The organism is Mycolicibacterium aurum, assembly GCF_900637195.1.
Lineage (GTDB): Bacteria > Actinomycetota > Actinomycetes > Mycobacteriales > Mycobacteriaceae > Mycobacterium > Mycobacterium aurum.
This window is the reverse complement of sequence record NZ_LR134356.1, coordinates 68,523-84,376: the sequence shown is the minus strand read 5'-3', so window position 1 is coordinate 84,376 and position 15,854 is coordinate 68,523. Positions and strand designations below refer to the sequence as shown.

Below are 15,854 nucleotides of genomic sequence, written 5' to 3'. Positions count from 1 at the left end.
CGTAGCCTGGACCCGACTATTTGTGCCACGCCGACGCGGTCGGTGGGTTTGCTGTCGGGTTACCAGCACACTGTGCGCTGGTCGGGGTTCTCGGGGGGTGACATCGCGTGCGCCGCATTGGTGCGCTGATTGCCGCACTGTTCCTGGTGCTGCTGACTGCTCCTCCCGTCGGAGCGATAGAGCCGCCGATCATTGATCCGGCCGCCATTCCCCCTGATGAGACCGGTCCGGACCAGCCGATGGAACAGCGGCGCATCTGCGCCACGCCGACGGCGTTCCCGAACGCGAACTTCGCGGACCGCCCGTGGGCCAGTGATTATCTGCGGCTGGCAGAGGCGCAGAAGTTCGCAACGGGTGCGGGCGTAACTGTGGCGGTCATCGACACGGGCGTCAACGGGTCACCCCGGGTACCGGCCGAGCCCGGCGGCGACTTCGTCGATCAGGCCGGCAACGGCATGTCGGACTGCGATGCGCACGGCACCCTGACCGCTGCCGTCATCGCGGGCCGTCCCGCACCCACCGACGCCTTCGTCGGCGTCGCGCCGGAGGCTCGGATTCTGTCGCTGCGCCAGACCTCGGACAGCTTCTCCCCGGTCGGCGCCCGCACCGACCCCAACGATCCCAACGCCACCCAGACCGCAGGCTCGCTGCGGAGCCTGGCGCGCGCCATCGTGCACGCCGCCAACATCGGAGCGCAGATCATCAACATCAGCGAGGCCGCCTGCTACAAGGTGACCCGCCCCATCAACGAAGCCGTGGTCGGTGCCGCGATCAACTACGCCGTCAACGTCAAGGGGGTGGTGATCGTCGTCGCGGCGGGCAACACCGGCGAGAACTGCAACCAGAATCCGCCGCCCGACGCCGCCCTGCCCGCCGACCCGCGGGGATGGCAGCAGGTGCAGACCATCGTCTCGCCGGCCTGGTATTCGCCGCTGGTCCTGACGGTCGGCAGCATCGCACCGAACGGCCAGCCCAGCGGATTCTCGATGCAGGGGCCGTGGGTCGGCGCCGCCGCACCCGGCGAGAATCTGGTGGCGCTCGGTTATGACGGCAACCCCGTCAACGCGCTGCAGGGCGAGGACGGCCCGATTCCGATCAGCGGCACATCGTTCTCGGCGGCGTATGTGTCGGGGTTGGCGGCGCTGATCAAACAGCGCTTCCCCGCGCTGACACCGGCGCAGATCATCAACCGGATCACCGCCACCGCGCGGCATCCCGGCGGTGGTGTGGACAACGTCGTCGGCGCCGGGGTGATCGATCCGGTCGCCGCGTTGACGTGGGAGGTTCCCCCCGGTCCCGCCGAGATCCCCTACAACGTCAAGGAGATCCCGCCGCCGGTCTACGTGCCGCCACCGGATCGCGCCCCGATGACGGGCGTCGTGATCGTCGCAGTCAGCGTCGCGGCGCTGCTCGGTATCGGAGCGTTGGCGCGCCGCGCCATGAGGCGCCGATGAGCAGGTTCCTGTCGATCTTCGGGCTGCGCTTCAGCACCGGTCACGCACTGGTGGCGGCGGCGCTGATCCCCGCGTGCATCCTGCTGCTCGCCCCGCTGGACCTGATGTGGCTGGGCATCACGCTGGGAGTGCTGATCGCGCTGTCGGCGCTGGTGACGTTCCGCGGACGACGCGTCACCGGCTGGGGGGCGGCGCTGTTCGCCTGGCGCCGGCGGCACCGGCAACCGCCGACCGCGCCGTCCGCGCCCGCGGTGGGTGCCACCGTCCTGCCCGGCGACCATGTCGCGCTGCGCTGGCAGGACAACTACCTGGTGTCAGTGATCGAGCTGATCCCAAGGCCTTTCACCCCGACGGTGATCGTCAACGGCGCAGCCTTCACCGACGACGTCATCGACACCAAGATCGTCGACGACCTGCTGACCGCGTACTGCCCCGATCTGGAAGCCGACATCGTCTCGGCGGGTTACCGGGTGGGCAAGACGGCACCGGCCGCACTCGTCGGACTCTACGAGCAGGTCGTGGGCCCGTACCCGGCACCGGCCAGCAGGCGCACCTGGGTCGTGCTGCGGGCCGATCCGGACAAGACCCGCAAGTCGGCGCTGCGCCGCGATGCCGGAGTCGCCGGTCTGGCGCAGTACCTGGTGGCCTCGACCACCCGGATCGCCGACCACATGGCCAGCAAGGGAATCGACGCACAGCCGGCCCGTAGCTTCGACGACTTCGACACGGCCACCGAGATCAGCTTCGAGCACGAGACCTGGTCGATGATCAAGGGCCGCAGCACATTCACCGCCGCCTACAGCGCGCCAGGTGGCCCCGACGTGTGGTGGTCGGCGCGCGCCGACCACACCCTGACCCGGGTGCGAATCGTCCCCGGGTCCGCACCGACGAGCACCGTGCTGCTGACCACACTGGCCAATCCGTCGACCCCGCGCGGGTTTTCGTGCCTGTACGGCGGTCAGCGGGCCGCGCTGTTCGGCGAAACCCCGGTGACAGACCGGCACTACGAACTACCCATCGGGTCCGCGGGCGTGCTGGTCGGCGAGACCGCCGACCGCTACCCGGTGTACATGCCGTTCGACGACGTCGATGTCAGCATCAACCTGGGCAATGCGCGGCTGTTCACGCAGTTCGTCGTGCGGTCCGCGGCGGCGGGGGCGGTCGTCACTCTGCAGCCACAGTTCCGCGAGTTCGCCGGCTTCGTCAACGCAAGGACCGGCGAGGTGGCGAAGGTGGCGTGGCCCAATGCGACGACCTATCTGCGGCCCCACCCTGGCGTCGGCCAAGTCATGTTGCGGGACAACTACATCGCGACTCCACGGCACAAGCAACTCCCGATCAGGCTGATCAACCCGCGCGAAGAGAGCCGCTACCAGATGGTGCTGGAGCCATGATCGGTCCTACACACGGTGGGGAGAGGTAGATGGCGGGCGACGAACTCAAGGTCGATCCGAGCGACCTCGAAACCAAGGCCGGCACGATCGAGGCAATCCCGTGGGGAGCCAACCCCGCATCGGCGACCCTCGCTGATCCCGACAAGCTCACCGCCACCACAGCCGCGGTCCGCAATCTCGGCAAGAACGCCGAAGCCCTTGGCGCTGAGCAGCAATGGGGCATGGCCGAGAGCCGGCGGTTGGCCGAGACCCTGCGCCTCGTGGGCCGCGCCTATCAAGCGGTGGACGAGGCGTCGGCGACCACCATCGACAGCACGATCCCTGGCGGCAGCGGTGGTGCGCCAGCACCCGCGCCGGTACCGATCGGGGCCAACACCCTGCCCGCGCCTCCGCCGCCGCCCGCGATGCCCGGGTTCGAGAACGTCGCCTCCGACGGCGACATCCTCGATCCGATCGAGACGGACAACAAGCTGGCCGAGGGCGACCACGCGGCGGCGCTGCGGACCGCCGCGGCGGAGTGGACCGCCAACGCCGCCCGGCTCACCGAAGCAGCCATCCCGTTCGAGGTGAAGATCCAGAACTGGGAAGGCGTGGCAGCAGAAGCCGCGTACGTGAAGTTCAAGTCGTTCGGGGGCTGGCTGCAGGCGCTCGCCGGCAAGTGGACGCAACTGGCGGCAGAGGCCGAGAAGCTGGCGATCGCGCACGACCAGGCCGCTGCGGCCAACGCGCCGGTGCGTGCTCAATACGAGGCGCTCAGAACACAATTGATGTCCACGCCGATGGACGGCGGCGCGCGGCGAGCCCTTCAGCTGCGGATGGAGCAGCTGTACCAGGAGTCCGAAACGATCCGCGAAGGCTATGCCAACGCGGCGCGGCCGACGCCGGTGCAACCTCCGCAGCCACGTCCTGACTCCGCGGCGCCGACGTCACCGGTGACAGGCAACGGTGATCCCCGGGCGCGAGGCGTTCCGGCACAGGCCGAGGGCGAACGGCAGGCCGCTGCCGGAGGAGGCGGATCTCAGCCGCAGGCGGGTGGCGGCGGCGGACAGGGCGGGCAGCCGCCTCTACCGCAGGAGGCGCCGGTGTCGCCGATGTCAGCGGCCGACCAGGCACAGCAGGCCGCTCAGCAGGGATCGCAGCAGGGGGGGGCACCGGGCGGTGGATCGCCGGGCGGAGGATCCGAAGGTGGCGGGTCGAAAGGCGGCGGCGCGCCCGGTGGTGGCATGCCCAGTCCCACCAAGGGCGAGCCGCAGCTGCCGAAGCTTCCCACGGATCCGAGCCTGAGGCCCGCAGCCGCCGGGGGTGGCGGCGGCGGCTCGGGAGGCGGGGGCGGCGGCGGTGTTCCGGCGTCGCCGCTTCAACCTGCGGTCGGCGCCGAGACGGTGGCGCCCGCACCTGTGGTGGGACCCGCCGTCCCGGTTGCCGCAGCGGGTGCCACCTCCGGTTCCGGCGGCGCCATGGGTGGCGGCATGGGCGGCGGTATGGCCCCGATGATGCACGGGGCGCAGGGGGGCAGCGGTGAGAAGAAGCGCAACCCGCAGTTGTCCGAAGATGTGCCGCTCTACGTCGAGGATCGGCCGCACACTGAGCAGGTGATCGGAGTTCGGCCGCGACGACGGGGTGGGCCGGACGACGCGAAGAAGGGGGAGACGCAGTGACCGACGATATGCATCCCGAGGTGGCCGCGGTCCTCAAGCAGGCGCGGCGGCTGCAGTCGTTGATGGATGAGCAGCTGGACAAAATGGCGACCGAATCGTTCACCGGCTCCGACGAGGGCGAGACGGTCGAGGTGACGCTCAACGGGCACCACTGGCTCAAGGACGTCTACATCCAGGACGGCTTGTTGCGGTTGGGCGCCGAGGCGGTCGAGCAGCGGGTCAACGAGGCGCTGCAGAACGCCAGTGCCGAAGCCAGCGCGTCGATCGACGCCGATCGGGAGCGACTGGATGCCGTGGTCGCGGAGATCACGGCGGAAGTCTCGGACAAGCAGGACGAATAAATCAGCGACATGGCGTCCTATCAACATCTCCTAAACTGATTGAGCTGACGGATCCAAGCGAAGGGTTGCCGTTTAACCCGGGAGGGATTGGAGATGATCAGGCATGAACGGGGGCGGCGCGCATGAATATTCCGCCGCACGGACAGCGGCCTCCGCCTCCGTTGCCCCCACCGCCTGGCGAGCCACCTTGGCCGGCGCAACAGCCATCGGGTGAGCCACCACAGCACTCGCGGAAGAGCGGTGTCAGCGCCAAATGGATCCTCGGCGGTCTGGGGCTACTCACTGTCATTGTGGTCACGGTCGTTGCGACCTTGCTGGTGACGCGGGACGGCGGGTACGCACTCAGTCCCCCGCCTGATGCTGATTCTGACCAAACGACCACCGGCATCGCGCCCAACAACGCGGTATCGGTCGGAATCATCACCAACGAACCCACGTGCAGCGCATGGGGCCCTATCAACGATGCGCTAGCTGCAGCTCAAGAAAACGGTTGGCAATTAAGGGACCCCGCTCTACCAGCCAGCGCATGGACCGCTGCGCAACGCCAACAACACCGTCAGGTCGCGGACGCCATGCGCGGAGCGGCTGACCAAACAGAGCACTTAGCAAGCGCTACTAAGAACACAGTCGTCCGCGATATCTACCAGCAGTTCATTGCCTATGCCCGCGAATATGCCGACAAGGTTCCTCTCTACCAACCGCCAGATGACCATCTAGCGCGTGTAACAGTAGGGACTTCGCTGGCTTTGACGTCAATCTGCGCTGCGATAAAGACTGGTGCAGCCTCATCCAGCGCTCCGTTTGTCGAACCTTCCACGCTCCCAAATCGGGGTGACGGTGCTGCGCCGTTTTTGGAGCAGCCGGCCCCCGTCTGCCCGCGATGGGAGGAACACGTCCTTCGATACTCGATGGACACGAGCGCCTGGCGTCAAATTGATCCAAACCTTGCGGCACAACAATGGAGCCCAGAGCAGAAGTCAATCAACGAAGCCGTCGTCCCATTGATGCTCGCCAGCGCTGATCGAATTGAAGACTTAGCTGAAGAAAGCCAGAACATCGTGATTGAGCGGTTCGGCGCTTTAGCGACTGAGTATCAGCGAGCATTCGCTGCGACACTGCCAAACTATGTCCCGGAGAATAACTATCTAAATGAGGTTGTCACGGGTCTCATCGGTTCGGTCAGCGACGCCTGCCGGGCAGTCGACGGTAGTTGAGAGATGGGAATCCCAAAGCCAACCGGGGAGCATGTAGCTCCTATGGTCGCGTTTCCTGCGTGGCCGGAAATTGACGAGAATTCATTGTATTCTCGCAGCGAAGAATTAACAGGGGTTCTTCAGCAGCTCCATACGATTCTGACAGGGTGGATTACACACAAGTCGGCGATCTTTGACGAGCAATTATGGACTGGGGCTGCCGCCGACGCTGGAAATGGCGCGATATCGAGCCGTATTTCGAGCATGGATTCATTGCAGACAGATCTTGTCTCTGCGATCACCTGGCACGCTAATGCCGCGGGAATCGTAGAATCCGCGAAGAGCGAGATCATAGGGATTGTCGATGCAGCGAAGGCCGCGATAGACATCATCAACAGTGTCCCCTTCACCACCGAGGCCGATCGCAAGCAGGCGATCGATGACGTCGTCCAAGCCGCGTATGAAGCGAATGTGGCTGTCGTTAGCAGCCACCAAACTGCGGTGACAGCATTCAACCTTTGGACGGCTCCACCGAACGCCCTAAACAACCTCCTCGAGAAACAGCTTCCCCACCTGCCCACTGGGACAGACACTCCGCCGCCGCCCGTCAACACTCGTGTTGACCCGTCCTCGATTCCAAGCTCCGCTTCCAGAGCTCCGTTCGCCACAGCCGTAAACCAGAGTCGCGCACCAAGCCCGCAGCAGCCGTCTGCACCGTTGCCAGGACGAGCCGATCCCGCCAAACTTGCGGGGAGCACCCAGCCGACGGATGTTACGGGTCCTGCTCCCCCAGCTGCCAGCGCGGGTCCAGGTGGTTCGGGCGGTTCGGCTGGCCTGGGATCAACGAGCCCTTCCTCACCATCCAGCCCAATGAGCGCCTCAAGTACATCCGGTCCCTCTTCGGGCGGCGCCAGTTCACCGTCAGCCTCCTCGGCATCCGGCACCTCCTCGCCGGCGAGCGGCACAGGGTCACCCGGCACGCCTGCTACCGGCGCAGCCACCGGACAGCCCGCCTCTGCAGCAAGCCCAGCGGATGCGGCCAAGTCCGCCAAACCCACTCCGCTGCAACAGTTTGCAAATCAAGCGCCGCCGCCGCTGGCATCGTCGGCGCCCGCTTCATCACCAACACCACCGCCCAGCAGCCAAGCTGCGGCGACGTCTCCGGCCGCCGGGAGCGCGTCCTCCGGCGGCGCCGGCATGGGCAGTGGCGGTGGCGTCGCCGGCGGCGGCGCTGCCGGACCCGCCCCCCTGGGCGCACCCACCACCGCAGGCGCACCGGCGTCCCCTCCGCCGGTACCGCTCGGCCCGCCCACCACGCCCGCTCCACCGGGCCCCCCACCCCCGACCGGCGCACCCGGTGCCGCCGCATCCGCCGTCGGCCCCGGCGTGGCACCGATGTCGACCGCCAACTCCAGCGGCGCGGCGGCCGCACCCGTCCCGGTGTCGGCGGCCCGCGCTGAGCGCGACGCCATCGTGTCCGCAGCGACCGCCGGCGCGCTGCGCCGCAAGACCAACGGCAACGATCCGATGCAGCGTGCTCGCCACATCGCCGCCGCCCTCAACGTCGGCGTCATGGACTTCGGCTTCTTCTGGGTCACCGGTGTCACGGCCGACGGCGCGATAGTGGTCGCCAACAGCTTCGGCCTCGCCTACATCCCCGAGGGCGTCCATCTTCCCGACCATGTCCATATGGCCTCCGCCGACGAGTCCATCCCGGCCGGTGAGCGGGCCAAGTGGGCCACCTATCCGATCCTGGCCGTGCAGGGTTGGGCGCAGCACCACAACCATCAGCTGCGTGCCGTCGTGGCCACCGAGGACCAGTTCGCCAGTTTCGATCCAGGCGTCCCGAAAATCATTCTGACCGAAGAGGACATTCCCGAGAACGGCACGATGCAGGGTCGCACCCGACTCGAAGTCATCGCTCCCGCTGCCGCCCAACAGCTTTCGGCTGTCAGCGACTTCGGTCTCAACGAGTTGCTCCCGCCGGCACCCGCGGCCCTCGAGCCGCCCGCAGACGAAACCGCCGCGCTGTGGTTCGACGTGGCCAAGCCGCTGATGAGCACCAACCCTCAGCGTTCCGGCCCCCATCTGGCGGCATTCATCAAGTACGCCGAGCACGCGCAGGGCCTGGCCCTGCATCGCGCGCAGACGGCTCTCGAACCCGGCGACCAGCGCCGCGCGATCGCCGACTGGGTGTACTGGCAGCACGTCGCGGTGCTCATCACCGATGCCACCAACGCTGAGGCCTCCGTCTAGACTTCGGTTTCTTCTATGACAACACCACCCGACGGACTCCGGCCCCCGGCGGTGTCGTCTCCGCTCACGCACCGCCAGGAACGTCGCCGGTGGATTCTTGGCACTCTCGCCGTGCTGGCGGTCGTCGTAGTCGGACTGGCAACCCTGCTGGTCACAGACAGCGACCCACAATCGGCGTCGCCGTCTACCGCCGCGGCACCACCACCCGCCGGTCCGCCCGTTGACCTCACCGCCATTGCCAGTGCCGAGGACATGGGTCCGGTCCGGTTCATCACCGACGACGCCACCTGCACCGACTGGGCCTCGATCAACAGCACACTCGCGGCGACGCAGCGCAACGGCTGGGACCGGCGCAACGCTGACCTGCCTGCCGACCGATGGACTCCGCAGCAGCGCGATCAGCATCGCGCGGTGGCTGCAGCAATGCTGGTCGCGGCGGACGACACCGTCGCACTGGCCAAGGCCACACCTCACCGTGTGATGCGCGAACTCTACGAGCAGGCCATCGCCTACTGGCGTGCCTACGCCGACGCCGTCCCGCGCTATCTGCCTGCCGACAACAAGCTCGCCACCGTTGGCGGGAGCGCCGCCGGAGCAATCGTGTCCATTTGTGACTCAATCGATTTCGGGGCCGCGTCAGGTCGCAGCCCGATCATCGTCCCCGGGTCACCGCCGGCGCCGCTACCGCCGGTCGGCGACCCGGCCCGGCCCGAGCGGTTCATCACCGCGCCGTCGCCGTTCTGCCAGGAGTGGATCTCGATGGTGTCCCGTTTCGAGGACGAGATCCGCCCATGGCGCGAGCAAGCCGATCCGACGGTGCCGGCAGTCGGATGGTCTCCCCAGCAGCGCACGTTGTTCAACGACGTGATTCCCGCCATGGGGCGCAACGCCGACCAGGCGCAGTTGCTCGGACTGGTCAGCGGCAACGTCGTCGCGGCCGACTTCGCCGCGCTCTCAGCGCAATACCGCAGGGCATACCTCGACGCACTCGCGACCTACGGTCCGTCCGATGCGTATCTCGACGCTGCCGCGTCTCGGCTGCTTGCGGTCGTCGACCAGGCCTGTCGAGCTGCGGCCACCTGACCCCTAGGATCCCGGGGCCGGAATGTCGACAGCAGCGACCCGTCCCCCGGACGCCTGATCGGTCGAATCATAGTTGTCGGCAGCACTTCTGAGGTTTGACCCGTACGTTCGAGCGGCGTCGGCGATGGTCGTCATCTCCGTCGCCACCGTACTTTGCGCGGAGCGGCACGCGCCGGCCGTCTGCAGCTGCGGTACCGCGGATGCTGCGTCTCCGAGCGGGGCCTCGGCCCGTAACCCGGCCAGCCTGTCGCCGGCAGCAGTGAAGTTGGACCCCGCCCTGCGCAACTCGTCGGTGTCGACCTGCAACGGCCCGGTCACAGGTTGGTCTCCGCATCAGAATAGTCAGCGCGATGCCGCCCCGGAGCTGTTGCAGACGAGCCGGTTTCGTCGCTGTCGCCTTTCGCGTCCGGCGCGCGCTCTTCCTCCGGTCGACCGGCGGCGGCCCCGTCGTCCTCCCCCGGGGCGTCCGAGCTCTGTGCCTGCGGCACCTCGACCGCAGGTACCGCCGCGCCGTCGGCGCCACTTCCCTGGCTCCCCGTCCCGCCCTGGCCGATCTGCCCCACCATCTGCTGAACCTGCTGCCCAGCCTGTTGGGCGCCCTGCATGACGCCTTGCGGCACAGCGGCCATGGCGCCCATCACCTGCATCGGCATCTGCGTCATCTGGCCGGCCATCTGCGCGGGCATGCTCATCATCTGGCCCATCGAGGCCGCACCACCGCCCCCCGCCGACGATGGGGGTCCGCCTGATCCCGGGCTGCCCGGCACAGTGGGCGGGGTCTGCAACATCTCGTTGATGGCCGCGCCGCTGCGCTGATCGGTGGCCTGGTACGCCATCGCGGAGTCGATGACATTCTGCGCGGTGGTGGTCGCCTGAGTCTGGATCAGCGGCAATTGCGTCATCACCGGCGTCTCGACGGCGGGGATCTGCCCGATGATCGCCGCCGACAGGGGGTCCGCCCCGACCGGCAGGAAGGGCGGGGGCGGCTCCGGCAGATTCTCTGCCGAACTCCGTAACGCTCCGCCGGCAGCGCTCAGCTGTTCGGGGTCGACTGTCAGCGGACGCGGGTTGCCGGTCACCATCGGAGCCTCCTAGAACCGGATGTTGCGCAGGACGTCGTATACGCCGGATATCCACAGCAGCAACGGGATCACCGCGGCGATCGCCGCGCCGTCGAACAGCTCGAGGATCCGCTTGGTGACGGGCGAGATCCGCCGCACTCCCTCCGACGCACCGATGATGATCACCGCGATCAACGCCAACGCCGTATAGATGGCCAGCACCAGCCATGCCCGCTCCGGGAACCACAGGCACAGCCGCACCATGATCCCCGTCGGTATCGCCACAGCCGCCGCCATCAGCGCCCACGCACACCACCGCTCGGCGTACAGCCGCGATCGGAAGCCACACACGACCGTCACCAGGCCGGCGACGATCATGCTGTGCACGAAGAAGTGCCCCTGCACCACCACGGAAATCGAGCCGACAGCCAGGATCGTCGAACCCGCCGTCAGGAACCCGATCAGCAGCCGCTTGGCGAGCCGGCTGCGCTCGGTCAGCCTGGCCGCAGAATCCGGCACCGACGCGATGATCGCCTGCCAGGTCTCGGATTCCTCCGACGTGTCCGTCGTGGTCACGGGGTCGAGTAGCTCGTCGTTGGAGACCGTCTCGCCCGGTGCCGGAATCGGGGGCAACGCGATCCGGGCCACGGCGACAGTGAGTTTCGCGGCATTGGTGACGACGAACAGCCCGAAGGCGATGGCGCCGGCCGGCACCCACTGATGCCATCCATACCCGTACGCGACGGCGGCGATGGTCAACGCCAGTGCCATCACCGCGAGGAAGGCGGCGATCTCCGCGCGACGACGTGGCCCGCCGCGCGTCGCCAACACCATCAGCAGCACCAACGCTCCGGCACCCGCGATCTGCGGGGCGCCCAGGGAGTCCACGCCTTCCGGCAGCGGCACCGCCAGGATGACTGCGCCGGTCAGGGCCACCGCCGATGACACCACCAGGCTTTCAGCCATCTGCAGGTTGTGGAACCTGTTCTGGGCCAGCATGCTGCCGCCCACCAGTCCGATCCCCAACACGCCCAGGGCGACAGCCCACCACCAGTCGCGCCCGGTCGACCCCCAGGACAACACCGCGACGGTGGTGATCAACAAGGCAGCCAGCGGCAAAACGAGTCCGACGAACCGGTACAGCGCCCTGCGGTCGAACTCCGGCGTCTCGTCGAGCACCGCGATGGCGTCGATCACGTCCTCGACCAGTGGGCGGTACCGTTCGGTCCGGCTCACCGACACCACGGTCAACAGCGAGCCGTCCACCACACCGGCGTCGTCGAGCGAATCGCTCAGCTTGATCGGTGGTGCTCCGGGCCGGGCGAACGCCCACACTCCCTGCGCCTTGAAATCAAAGCCGGCCAACACATCTGCGGGTGTGTCGGCGAGGATGTCGCCCAGTACCGACACCGTCTCGTCGACGTAGGTCTCGATGGGCGCCGCCGAGGGCAGCACGAGATCGGTCATGCGCCGACCGGTGAGGATGGTGACCCGCGTGGTCGCGGGGCGACCACCTGGTGCGACGCCCGACGACGAAGGGGGTGCGGCCGTCGCGGTCAACGACGCTCAAGCCTGTCGAAGTCGTCGGACAGCGCCGCGGCGAGCTCGACGATCCTGCGCTCGAAAGTCCTTCCCAGCAGGTCGAGTTGAATATCGGTGCCCGCGGCGATGTGCTTGTCCCACGGCAGCACGATCACACGCCCGGGCGACACGTGCCGCTCGAACTGCTGCACCAGATCCTCGACGTCGATGTTCGGCTTGCCCGGGGTCACATGGTTGATCACCACGCACGAGCGTCCCAGCAGGTCCTGATAGCCGTTCTGCCGCAGCCAATCCATCGTGACCGCGGCCTGTCGCGCGCCGTCGATCGACGCACTCGCAACGATCACCAGGCCCGACACGGTCGAGAGCACACCGCGGGCTCCGGGCTGGAACAGACCCGCGCCGCAGTCGGCGAGTACCAGGTTGTAGTACCTCGACACGATCTCGGTCGCAGACCGCCAGTCGTCGTCGTTGAACTCCCGCCGCGCTGCGCTGTACTCCTCCGAGGACAGCACCTCCAGGTTGGAGGAGTTCATGCTTGTGTAGGCGCGGATGTCGTTGTAGCGGTGGAGCTCTTTGTCGGTCAGCAGATCGGCAATGGTGGCCGCTGATTGCCGTCCGGCACGGTCGGCGAGGTTGCCGCCGTCGGGATCCGCGTCGATCGCCAGGATCCGATCGCCGCGGACGTTGGACAGTGCCGACCCCAGGGCCACCGTGACCGCTGTCTTGCCGACGCCGCCCTTCAGACCCAACACGCCGATGTGATAGGAGTCGCGGGCATTTCGGCGGATGCGACCGTGCAGATCCAGCTCATAGAGCTCATCGGGCGACAGCCCGAGGTTGATCCGGGTCATCACGTAGAGCCAATGCCGCCAGCCACGCTGCGGCGGCATCTTCACCGCGGACCGGACGCCCACATGGGACAGCGCGTCGATGGCGCGGTGGTTGCCCATCGTGGCCGCCGACGTGGGCGGGGCCGCCTGCCGTTGATCGGTGTTCTCGCCGTAGTACTGCGACGGCGGCGGCGGAGGTACGGGGCGGGGCGCTGGGGCCGGAGCGGGACGCGGTTGCTCGTGGCGGGCGCCCACTGACGGTGCCGACTGCGGCGTCCGCATCATCCCGTTGTTGGGAAGTCGCTGGTGCATCGGCTGGTGCGCAGGCGCATTGGTGACCTGGCTCATGACCTCGGTCTGCCAGGACTGTGGTGCTTGCGCGGCGGTCTGAGTGCGCGGCGGCGCCGCCGGCATCGGCGGCGGCGTGGCGTCATTGGTCGGCGGGACCGTGGCGTCCCGGTCGGTGGAGGGCGGTGCGTCGCGCTCCGGCTCCTCGTCGGCCGTCCGGACGGCGTCCGGGGAGTGGAAGAGCCGGTCATAGTCGGCCGACATGATTACCTCTCAGATGTGTGCGGAACGAATGATGCACACCGTGGGCGACTCTCGCATGGTGTATCGCCCACGGTGTGCTTGGTGAGTCAGGCGAACTTTCCCTGGTTCCTCAGTTCGGTCGAGCCCATGTCCTGGCCGGCCTGGCTGATCGCGTTGGCCAGGCTCTTCAGTGCCATGTTCAGCTCCGCAGAGCTGTTGTCCCAACGGTTCTGGACCTGCATGTAGGCGTCCGAGGCGCCGCCGCCCCACACAGCTGCCAGCCGCGCGAGCGAGCCTTTGCCTTCTTCGAGCAGTCCCTCGGTGCGGCCGACCGCACCCATGATCTCGCCGGCACCGGCCTCGATACCGCCGAAGTTGTATACAAGTGGCATTTCTGTCTCAGCTTTCTCGTGGAGGTTTGTTGGTGCGTATCAGAGGTTTTGGATCATGTTGGCGGCCATGCCGACAGCATCGGCGTTCTGCGCATCGGCGGAGTCGTAGTCGATACCGCTGGAGTGGATGTTCTCCGAGATCTGGTCGAGCAGCGTGATCTGCTGGCGCGACGCTTCGGAGAAGCGCTGCAGCGCCGCCTGCACCGCGGGCCCGGCGGCTTCGCCCTGCAGGTCCATCGACAAGGCCGAAGCCGTTCCTTCGACCGCTCCGAGGATGGAGGTCAAATCGCCGGAGATCCGGTCGAAGTTACCTGCCTCGACGGCCAACTGCGGGGTATCCGCTTCCATACCACCTGGTGAACCCATGTTTTCGACCTTTCGTTCGATAAATCTGTGCTTCGGTTACCTGTGCTCTCGCGCTCAGCGCGAGTCCTCCCGACCCAGGTGGCCGGCAAGTCTGTTGTGGATCATCACCATTCGTCGTCCTCGTCTTCGCTGAGGTCGTGCTCCAGCGGCGCCGGCACATTCAGTCCCTGCTTGTTGCCGCCGCTCTTCCCCCGCGCGCCGTGCATGCCCATCGGCCCCCCGGCGCCTGTGCCACTGCCGGATCCGACCGGTGCCAGGCCGGCTCCGGCGCCCGGGCCTGCTCCGGCACCGACGGCCACCGGGCTGGTGGGCTGCAGTCCGGAGCCCACCAAGTTGGACATCAACGGTGTCCGTGCCGCCGAACCACCGGCACCGGGTAGCGACGCCGCGCGGACCAGTCCCGAACCGGTGGCCGCGCCCGTCCCGCCGATGGCGGGGTGGTTGGAAAACGGTGTGGCACCGAGCATTCCCACCTGAGCACCCTTGTCGCCGCCCATCATCTGCCCGAACAGCGACGACACCTGCTGCAGTGGCTGGGTGAGCTGTTGGAACGGCTGGGTGACCCCCTGCATCATCTGCTGTGGCAGCTGACCCAGGGTGGAGCCCAGCTGAGAAGCCATCTGCATGCCCATTTGCATGCCCTGCTGGGGCGCCTGCTGCATCATCTGGCCGTTGTCGGCCTGGGAACGACCCTGATCGGCGGCTCCCCGCGCCATCCCCTCCAGCTGGCCGGCCGCTTGATTCGCGCTCTCCAGTTTTCCGGTGGTGCTCACCTTCGTGATGATGGCGTTGCGGATCAGTGCCTCACCCATCCCGGGGCCCTTGCCCGCCATGGCTGCCGCAAGCGCCGCCTCCGACCCGGCAGGTACGGTGATCGGTTTCGGCGGCGCGACAGGCTCGAACGTGGTGTTCAAGACTGTCTCGGTCTCGTAGGCGGTCATCACGGCGGCCGCCTGGTTCCACATCCGGACGTAGTCAGCCTCGTTGATGGCGATCGGAACGCCGTTGACACCAAGGAAATTGGTCGCGTTGAGCACCGCGTTGGTGACGTGGTTGAGTTCGATCTCGGGCAGCTGCGGGGTGCCGGTGGCCGCGGTGGCCCACGAGCTGGCCTGCGCTGAGGCTTGCAGTGCTCGCTTGTGCGCCTGCAGCGACAGCATGCGCAGCCACAGAACCATCGGCATCGCCGCCATGACGGCCCGCTCGCTGGCCGTGCCCTGCCATGTCTGAGCGAGCGAGGCCAGGCTGGACGCCAGCTCGTCGGCCTGCGTCTCCAACGAGATGGCAAACGCTTCCCAACCGGCTGCGGCCTGCAGCATCGGCACCGCCCCCGCGCCTGCCTGCAGGCGCGAGGTGTTGATCTCGGGCGGTAACGCCACCCAGGACGGTGGTACCGGGATACCGATGTTGGCCATGGTTCACCCGACTCGAATCAGGTCTGTCCGACCTAGATGAGGGTGGCGGCGTTCGCGGCGTCGGTGGCCTCGTAGGCGACCGCAGCTTCGATGACCGTCGCGCCGGCGCGGGCGATCTCCTGCTGCGCCAGGGCGTTGATACCGAGGGTCTGCACGCCCTCCGAAATGAAGCTCACCGCGGCGATCGCCGACACCTCGTCGACGCCCGCCGGGGCCAGTGCGCTGACCTCGGCCGTGGCTGCCGTGCCTGTCGCCAGGCCGCGTGCTCCGTTGGCCGTGACCTGACCACCGATTCCGGCGGCTGCGGGGTTATGGCTCAGTGGTTGCATTTGCTG

17 protein-coding genes are annotated in these 15,854 nt (G+C 67.6%); 7 read left to right on the top strand and 10 right to left on the bottom strand.

Going from position 1 to position 15,854, the window contains the following annotated elements:
- Window positions 1-107 precede the first annotated feature (107 nt).
- From mycP to EL337_RS00415, 5 genes are all read left to right on the top strand, one after another.
- A complete protein-coding gene (mycP, locus tag EL337_RS00435) occupies window positions 108-1,454 on the top strand; it encodes a type VII secretion-associated serine protease mycosin (protein ID WP_048634937.1) in 1,347 nt (448 codons plus the stop codon).
- A complete protein-coding gene (eccE, locus tag EL337_RS00430; RefSeq protein ID WP_048634938.1) occupies window positions 1,451-2,848 on the top strand; it encodes a type VII secretion protein EccE in 1,398 nt (465 codons plus the stop codon). Before mycP ends, eccE begins: the two co-directional genes overlap by 4 nt.
- Before the next feature lie 29 nt (window positions 2,849-2,877).
- Window positions 2,878-4,506 (top strand): PPE domain-containing protein, encoded by a 1,629-nt coding sequence (locus EL337_RS00425; RefSeq protein ID WP_048634939.1) that lies wholly within the window; start codon window positions 2,878-2,880, stop codon window positions 4,504-4,506.
- Window positions 4,503-4,847, top strand: a complete 345-nt coding sequence (locus EL337_RS00420) for a YbaB/EbfC family nucleoid-associated protein (RefSeq protein ID WP_109860236.1) — start codon at window positions 4,503-4,505, stop codon at window positions 4,845-4,847. The genes EL337_RS00425 and EL337_RS00420 overlap by 4 nt, the downstream gene beginning before the upstream one ends.
- 290 nt (window positions 4,848-5,137) lie before the next feature.
- The gene (locus tag EL337_RS00415) at window positions 5,138-6,061 is read left to right on the top strand and encodes an ESX-1 system-associated protein (RefSeq protein WP_126316466.1); all 924 of its coding nucleotides are present in this window, start codon (window positions 5,138-5,140) and stop codon (window positions 6,059-6,061) included.
- Window positions 6,062-6,310: 249 nt separating this feature from the next.
- On the opposite strand, the gene EL337_RS28965 is transcribed toward EL337_RS00415, so the two are convergent.
- Both EL337_RS28965 and EL337_RS28960 read right to left on the bottom strand, forming a co-directional pair.
- Window positions 6,311-6,532, bottom strand: coding sequence for a hypothetical protein (locus EL337_RS28965; RefSeq protein WP_157866348.1), 222 nt, complete (start codon window positions 6,530-6,532; stop codon window positions 6,311-6,313).
- A 587-nt stretch (window positions 6,533-7,119) separates the two neighbouring features.
- Entirely contained in the window at window positions 7,120-7,512 is a 393-nt protein-coding gene (locus tag EL337_RS28960) for a hypothetical protein (RefSeq protein ID WP_235666608.1), read from the bottom strand.
- Window position 7,513: 1 nt separating this feature from the next.
- Between EL337_RS28960 and EL337_RS28955 the strand changes: the two genes are divergently transcribed.
- Entirely contained in the window at window positions 7,514-8,296 is a 783-nt protein-coding gene (locus EL337_RS28955) for an EspK C-terminal domain-containing protein (protein ID WP_235666607.1), read from the top strand.
- Between the two features lie 15 nt (window positions 8,297-8,311).
- Window positions 8,312-9,379, top strand: coding sequence for an ESX-1 system-associated protein (locus EL337_RS00405; protein WP_232786929.1), 1,068 nt, complete (start codon window positions 8,312-8,314; stop codon window positions 9,377-9,379).
- A 3-nt stretch (window positions 9,380-9,382) separates the two neighbouring features.
- Here EL337_RS00405 and EL337_RS00400 read toward each other — a convergent pair whose 3' ends face one another.
- The 8 genes from EL337_RS00400 to EL337_RS00365 form a co-directional block, all read right to left on the bottom strand.
- Window positions 9,383-9,697 (bottom strand): type VII secretion target, encoded by a 315-nt coding sequence (locus tag EL337_RS00400; protein WP_048635419.1) that lies wholly within the window; start codon window positions 9,695-9,697, stop codon window positions 9,383-9,385.
- Window positions 9,694-10,461 (bottom strand): hypothetical protein, encoded by a 768-nt coding sequence (locus EL337_RS00395; protein WP_048635418.1) that lies wholly within the window; start codon window positions 10,459-10,461, stop codon window positions 9,694-9,696. Before EL337_RS00395 ends, EL337_RS00400 begins: the two co-directional genes overlap by 4 nt.
- Window positions 10,462-10,470: 9 nt before the next feature.
- Complete coding sequence (eccD, locus tag EL337_RS00390; RefSeq protein WP_048635417.1) at window positions 10,471-12,000, bottom strand: type VII secretion integral membrane protein EccD; 1,530 nt, start codon at window positions 11,998-12,000, stop codon at window positions 10,471-10,473.
- Window positions 11,997-13,367, bottom strand: coding sequence for a MinD/ParA family ATP-binding protein (locus EL337_RS00385; RefSeq protein WP_048635416.1), 1,371 nt, complete (start codon window positions 13,365-13,367; stop codon window positions 11,997-11,999). The genes eccD and EL337_RS00385 overlap by 4 nt, the downstream gene beginning before the upstream one ends.
- A gap of 86 nt (window positions 13,368-13,453) precedes the next feature.
- Window positions 13,454-13,738, bottom strand: coding sequence for a WXG100 family type VII secretion target (locus EL337_RS00380; protein WP_048635415.1), 285 nt, complete (start codon window positions 13,736-13,738; stop codon window positions 13,454-13,456).
- Window positions 13,739-13,777: 39 nt separating this feature from the next.
- On the bottom strand, window positions 13,778-14,104 hold the full coding sequence (locus tag EL337_RS00375) for a WXG100 family type VII secretion target (RefSeq protein ID WP_048635414.1): 327 nt from the start codon (window positions 14,102-14,104) through the stop codon (window positions 13,778-13,780).
- Window positions 14,105-14,208: 104 nt separating this feature from the next.
- Window positions 14,209-15,519: a PPE family protein gene (locus EL337_RS00370; protein ID WP_048635413.1), complete on the bottom strand. Its 1,311-nt coding sequence runs from the start codon at window positions 15,517-15,519 to the stop codon at window positions 14,209-14,211.
- 32 nt (window positions 15,520-15,551) lie between these two features.
- Window positions 15,552-15,848, bottom strand: coding sequence for a PE family protein (locus EL337_RS00365; protein WP_048635412.1), 297 nt, complete (start codon window positions 15,846-15,848; stop codon window positions 15,552-15,554).
- Window positions 15,849-15,854 lie beyond the last annotated feature (6 nt).

Excerpts from the sequence above, each read along its gene's own strand:
- EL337_RS28960 (WP_235666608.1), bottom strand. The coding sequence starts at position 7,512 with ATGGCGTCGCGCTCAGCGCGGGCCGCCGACACCGGGACGGGTGCGGCC.
- EL337_RS00380 (WP_048635415.1), bottom strand. The coding sequence starts at position 13,738 with ATGCCACTTGTATACAACTTCGGCGGTATCGAGGCCGGTGCCGGCGAG.
- EL337_RS00365 (WP_048635412.1), bottom strand. The coding sequence starts at position 15,848 with ATGCAACCACTGAGCCATAACCCCGCAGCCGCCGGAATCGGTGGTCAG.
- EL337_RS00425 (WP_048634939.1), top strand. The coding sequence starts at position 2,878 with ATGGCGGGCGACGAACTCAAGGTCGATCCGAGCGACCTCGAAACCAAG.
- EL337_RS00370 (WP_048635413.1), bottom strand. The coding sequence starts at position 15,519 with ATGGCCAACATCGGTATCCCGGTACCACCGTCCTGGGTGGCGTTACCG.
- EL337_RS00385 (WP_048635416.1), bottom strand. The coding sequence starts at position 13,367 with ATGTCGGCCGACTATGACCGGCTCTTCCACTCCCCGGACGCCGTCCGG.
- EL337_RS00405 (WP_232786929.1), top strand. The coding sequence starts at position 8,312 with ATGACAACACCACCCGACGGACTCCGGCCCCCGGCGGTGTCGTCTCCG.
- EL337_RS00395 (WP_048635418.1), bottom strand. The coding sequence starts at position 10,461 with ATGGTGACCGGCAACCCGCGTCCGCTGACAGTCGACCCCGAACAGCTG.
- eccE (WP_048634938.1), top strand. The coding sequence starts at position 1,451 with ATGAGCAGGTTCCTGTCGATCTTCGGGCTGCGCTTCAGCACCGGTCAC.
- EL337_RS00375 (WP_048635414.1), bottom strand. The coding sequence starts at position 14,104 with ATGGGTTCACCAGGTGGTATGGAAGCGGATACCCCGCAGTTGGCCGTC.